Source organism: Agromyces sp. P1_H4 (assembly GCF_056405255.1).
In genome coordinates this window covers 1-4,611 of the sequence record NZ_JBFUCL010000306.1, presented here as the reverse complement: position 1 = coordinate 4,611, position 4,611 = coordinate 1, and the positions used below count along the sequence as shown (strand labels likewise).

The following is a 4,611-nucleotide window of genomic DNA, read 5'->3' as shown; positions in this document are numbered from 1 at the left end:
CGGCAGCGGTCCCGACACGTCGAGGGCGACGAGGTCCTCGCCGCCCTTCGAATCCGCTGCGCGCGCCGCGAGGGCGAGCGACTCGAGTGCCTGGTCGGATGCGGTCATGCGTTCACTTCCGGATGGTGGTGCGGTGGCGGACTCAGAAGAGCCCGGTCAGCGCACCGATGACGAGGGTGGCGACGACGCCGAGCGCGAGCACGCCGGCGGTCACGGCGAGCACGAGCGGAACGTTCATGCCCTCCTTCTTCGGCGGAGCCATCATGGCCCGCGCGGCGTTCTGGGTGCTGATGGCGCGGGTCGCGGCAACCGGGGCGCCCACACCGGCGCCGTCCTCGACCTGATCGAAGAGACGGTCGACGTCGGAGGAGTCGATCTGGCTGGGGTGCACGCCCGTGGCCCCGAAGCTCCGCGGCAGGTCGACGGAGCCGGTGACGATCGTCTCGCCGCTCGCCGCCAGCGAGCCGCCCATCGGCCCGTGGTCGGGAAGGGTCGGCAGGATGAGCGCGTTCGTCGTGGTCGGCACGCCGTGACTCACGCCGCCGCGCGACAGCAGCTGGTCGAACGGTTCGGCCCGGTCGACCGGGGCGTTGAGCTGGTCGGTCCAGTGTCCGACCGGCCTCGGCGCGATGAGGGGTTCGTCGGCGATCGCGGCGTCGGCGACCTGGTGAGGCGCGGGCGCCCGCAGGGGCGTCGGCGTCGGCGCGAACGGATTCGCGGTGGGGGCCGGCGCCGGCGCCTGCGTCGCGGGCTCATCGCCGAAGTCGAGCTCGTCGAACTCGCCCGTCGAGTTCGCGTCGAGCATCGCGCGCAGCTCACGGCGGGTGAGGGTGCGCTCAGGGGTCATGGCCGTGTCGGCACCCATCGGCGGCGGCAGGATCGAGGCGAACGGATCGCCCGCAGGCGTCGCGACGACGGCGCCGCCGAACGGGGAGGCGGGGTCCGTGCCGGCGCCGGCCGAACGGGGGGCGGCGTAGCCCGGCTGCACCTGGGCGGGCGCGGCAGGCGGCGGAGCCTGGACGGGCGGAGCGGCCTGCACCGGCGGGACGGGCGGTCGCTGGGGCTCGGTCGTCTGCGGCGCAGCAGCAACCGGCTGAGCGGGAGCCGCCTGAGCGGCATCCGGGGTCGGCGACGTCTCCTGCTGCTCACGCAGCCGTTCGCGCTCACGCAACTCGCGGCGCGTCAGCGGGGGTTCCTGCGACGACGTCATTCGACACTCCGATAGAGATGGTGCTTGGAGATGTACTGGACGACCCCATCGGGCACCAAGTACCACACCGGGAATCCCCGGCGCACCCTGTCCCGGCAGTCGGTCGACGAGATCGCAAGTGCCGGAACCTCCAGCAAGCTTACGTCCTGCTCAGGCAAACCCGAAACGGACAGCACGTGTCCCGGCCGACTCACAGCGACGAAATGCGCGAGTCGCCAGAGCTCGTCGACGTCCTTCCACGACAGGATCTGGGCGATCGCGTCGGCCCCGGTGATGAAGTAGAGGTCGGCGTCGGGCCGCTCCTCGTGCAGGTCGCGCAGCGTGTCGATCGTGAACGTGGGCTTGTGGCGGTCGATGTCGACGCGGCTCACGGTGAAGGTCGGGTTCGACGCCGTTGCGATGACCGTCATGAGATAGCGGTGCTCGGCCGGAGTGACGTCGGCCTTGTAGCTCGGCGCGCCCGTGGGCACGAACATGACCTCGTCGAGGCCGAGCGACTGCGCCACCTCGCTCGCGGCCACCAGGTGGCCGTGATGGATGGGGTCGAACGTGCCGCCCATCACGCCGATGCGTGGCCGACCGTTCTCACCCGTCATCGCGCGGAGGCCCGCTCAGTGCCCGCCGTGCTCGCTCCCGCCGTGACGGGCGGCGTAGGCCTCGGCCTTCGCGCGGTGGCGGTTCGCGACGTCGCGGTAGGACGCCGCGACGAACGCCAGGGCGGCGAAGATGATGATCGCGACGACGCCGTACATGAACGGCTCCATCGGGAGCTCTCTCGCGTGCACCGTCTCGGTGAGTACCGTGCCGGTCAGCACTGCGGTCGTGAGGCTCATTCGCCGTTCCTTTCGATCCTGCGGGTGTCGCTCGTGACAGTCTAGCGACGTCAGCCGCGCACGTGCCCGGCCCCGCGCACGATCCACTTCGTGCTGGTGAGCTCGGGCAGCCCCATGGGGCCGCGGGCGTGCAGCTTCTGCGTGGAGATCCCGACCTCGGCTCCGAACCCGAACTCGGCGCCGTCGGTGAACCGGGTGGACGCGTTGACCATGACGGCCGCGGCATCCACCTCGTTGAGGAACCGCTCTGCGTTGCCGAGGTCGTTCGTGACGATCGATTCGGTGTGCTTGGTGGAGTACCGGCGGATGTGCGCGAGCGCGTCGTCGAGCGAATCGACGATGCCCACCGAGAGGTCGAGGCTCATGTGCTCGGTGGCCCAGTCCTCGTCGGTGACCTCGAGGGCCTCCGGGCGCAGCGACCGCACGCGCTGATCGGCGTGGATGGTGACGCCGGATGCCTCGAGCCGGTCGAGCACGGGCGGCAGCAGCCGCTCGGCCGCCTCTCGGTGCACGAGCAGCGTCTCGAGGGCGTTGCACACGCTGGGGCGCTGCGTCTTCGCGTTGTGCACGAGCTCGACTGCCCAGTCCTCCCGCGCGCTGGCGTCGAGGAACATGTGCACCACCCCGGCCCCGGTCTCGATGACCGGCACGCGCGCCTCGTCGACGACCGCCTTGATCAGGCCGGCGCTGCCGCGAGGGATGAGCACGTCGACGTAGTCGCGGGCCTGCATGAGGTGCCGGGCGCCCGCCCGCCCGAAGTCGTCGACGGTCTGCACGCCGTCGGCTGGCAGCCCGACCGCCGCGAGGGCGTCGCGGAGCACGCCGACGAGCACCGCGTTGGTCTGCTCGGCGGCGCTGCCGCCGCGCAGCACGACGGCGTTGCCGCTCTTCAGCGCGAGCACGGCGATGTCGACGGTCACGTTGGGGCGGGCCTCGTAGATCGCACCGACGACGCCGAGTGGCACGCGCACCTGGTCGATGCGCACGCCGCTCGGAAGCGAACGGCCGCTCACGGTCTCGCCCACGGGGTCGGTGAGGGCGATCACCTCGAGCACGGCGTCGGCGAGGGCGCCGATGCGCACGGGATCGAGCGTCAGCCGGTCGAGGAGCCCCGCGGCGAGGCCGCCCGCCCGGCCGGCTTCGAGGTCGAGCGCGTTGGCGGCGACGATCTCGTCGGTGCGCTCGCGGAGGATCGAGGACACCTGGGCGAGCGCAGCGTCCTTCTCGGACGTCGTCGCGCGCGCGAGCCGATAGGACGCCTCCTTCGCGGCGGCGAGGCGCGCGTCGATCACCGTGGCGTCGAGGTCGGGGTGCTCCATGCGACCAGCCTAGGCGAGGTCGGATTCGCCGCCTCGAGTGTGACGATCGGGTGCCGCATCGAACCACGTGCCGATCTCGGCACCTGCGAGGGCCTCGGCGACGAGCGGGGTCGCCGTGATGAGCACCGCGGCTCCCGCCTCCGCGGCGATGCGGGCGGCGGAGACCTTCGTCTCCGCCCCCCCGGTGCCGACGCCGGCACGCCCCACCGACCCGATCTCGACGCCGGCGAGCTCATCGCCGAACGCGACGTGCGCGATCCGCTCGGCTCCCTCGAGGTGCGGCGGCCGCGTGTACAGGGCGTCCACGTCGGAGAGCAGCACGAGCAGGTCGGCGCCGATGAGCTCGGCGACAAGGGCCGCGAGCCGGTCGTTGTCGCCGAAGCGGATCTCGTGGGTCGCGACGGTGTCGTTCTCGTTCACGATCGGCAGGATGCGCAGTGCCAGCAGGCGATCCATGGCGCGCTGCGCGTTGGAGCGCGGCGTGGCGTGCTCGAGGTCGCCGGCGGTGAGGAGCACCTGGCCGGCGACGATGCCGTAGCGGTCGAGCGAGTCCTGGTAGCGGAACACGAGCAGGTTCTGGCCGACGGATGCCGCGGCCTGCTGCGTCGCGAGGTCGGTGGGCCGCGCGTCGAGCTTGAGGTAGGGCATGCCGGTGGCGATGGCCCCCGAGGAGACGAGCACCACCTCGGTGCCGCGCTCGTGCGCGGCTGCGAGGGCATCGACGAGCGGGCCGATCTGTCCGGCGTTCGCGCCGCTGATCGAGGACGAGCCGACCTTCACGACGATGCGCCGGGCATCGGGGATGTCGGCGCGCGTACGCGGTGTCACCGTTCGCCCTCCCCCGATCCCTCGCCGTCCGCCGGCTGCAGGTCGTCGACGGCGACGTCGACGGCGACCTCGACGTCGGGGTCCTCGCCCCACAGGCCGGCCTCGCGCTCGCGCTGGAGCTCGGCTCGGGCTTCGGCCTTCGCGTCCATGCGCTCGTGGTACTCGGTCTTGCGCTCGGCGCGGGTGGCCCGGCGATTGTCGTCGAGGCGGAGGTCCGCGCCGCGCGGTGCGGTGATGAGCTCGGCGGTCGAGGTGAGGGTCGGCTCCCAGTCGAACACGACGCCCGAACCCGGCCCGATGACGACGGTTGATCCGGCGACCGCGCCGGCGCGCACGAGCGCGTCCTCGACGCCGAGCCGCGCGAGGCGGTCGGCGAGGAAGCCGACGGCCTCGTCGTTCGTGAAGTCGGTCTGGTGCACCC

Annotated in this window: 6 protein-coding genes and 1 pseudogene; all 7 read right to left on the bottom strand. The window is 72.2% G+C overall.

Features of this window, described 5'->3' with window-relative positions; genetic code table 11:
* Positions 1-108: pseudogene (locus AC1DY2_RS15875) on the bottom strand (ribosome silencing factor); the annotation flags it as partial.
* A 34-nt stretch (positions 109-142) separates the two neighbouring features.
* Positions 143-1,210, bottom strand: coding sequence for a hypothetical protein (locus AC1DY2_RS15870; protein ID WP_476763299.1), 1,068 nt, complete (start codon positions 1,208-1,210; stop codon positions 143-145).
* Positions 1,207-1,806, bottom strand: coding sequence for a nicotinate-nucleotide adenylyltransferase (nadD, locus tag AC1DY2_RS15865; protein ID WP_309978683.1), 600 nt, complete (start codon positions 1,804-1,806; stop codon positions 1,207-1,209). Before nadD ends, AC1DY2_RS15870 begins: the two co-directional genes overlap by 4 nt.
* Positions 1,807-1,821: 15 nt before the next feature.
* The gene (locus AC1DY2_RS15860; RefSeq protein WP_309978685.1) at positions 1,822-2,043 is read right to left on the bottom strand and encodes a hypothetical protein; all 222 of its coding nucleotides are present in this window, start codon (positions 2,041-2,043) and stop codon (positions 1,822-1,824) included.
* A gap of 50 nt (positions 2,044-2,093) precedes the next feature.
* Positions 2,094-3,362: a glutamate-5-semialdehyde dehydrogenase gene (locus AC1DY2_RS15855; RefSeq protein WP_476763298.1), complete on the bottom strand. Its 1,269-nt coding sequence runs from the start codon at positions 3,360-3,362 to the stop codon at positions 2,094-2,096.
* 9 nt (positions 3,363-3,371) lie between these two features.
* Complete coding sequence (proB, locus tag AC1DY2_RS15850; protein WP_476763297.1) at positions 3,372-4,190, bottom strand: glutamate 5-kinase; 819 nt, start codon at positions 4,188-4,190, stop codon at positions 3,372-3,374.
* A partial coding sequence (cgtA, locus tag AC1DY2_RS15845; protein ID WP_476763296.1) for an Obg family GTPase CgtA occupies positions 4,187-4,611 on the bottom strand: 425 nt, incomplete at its 5' end. The genes proB and cgtA, both read right to left, overlap by 4 nt.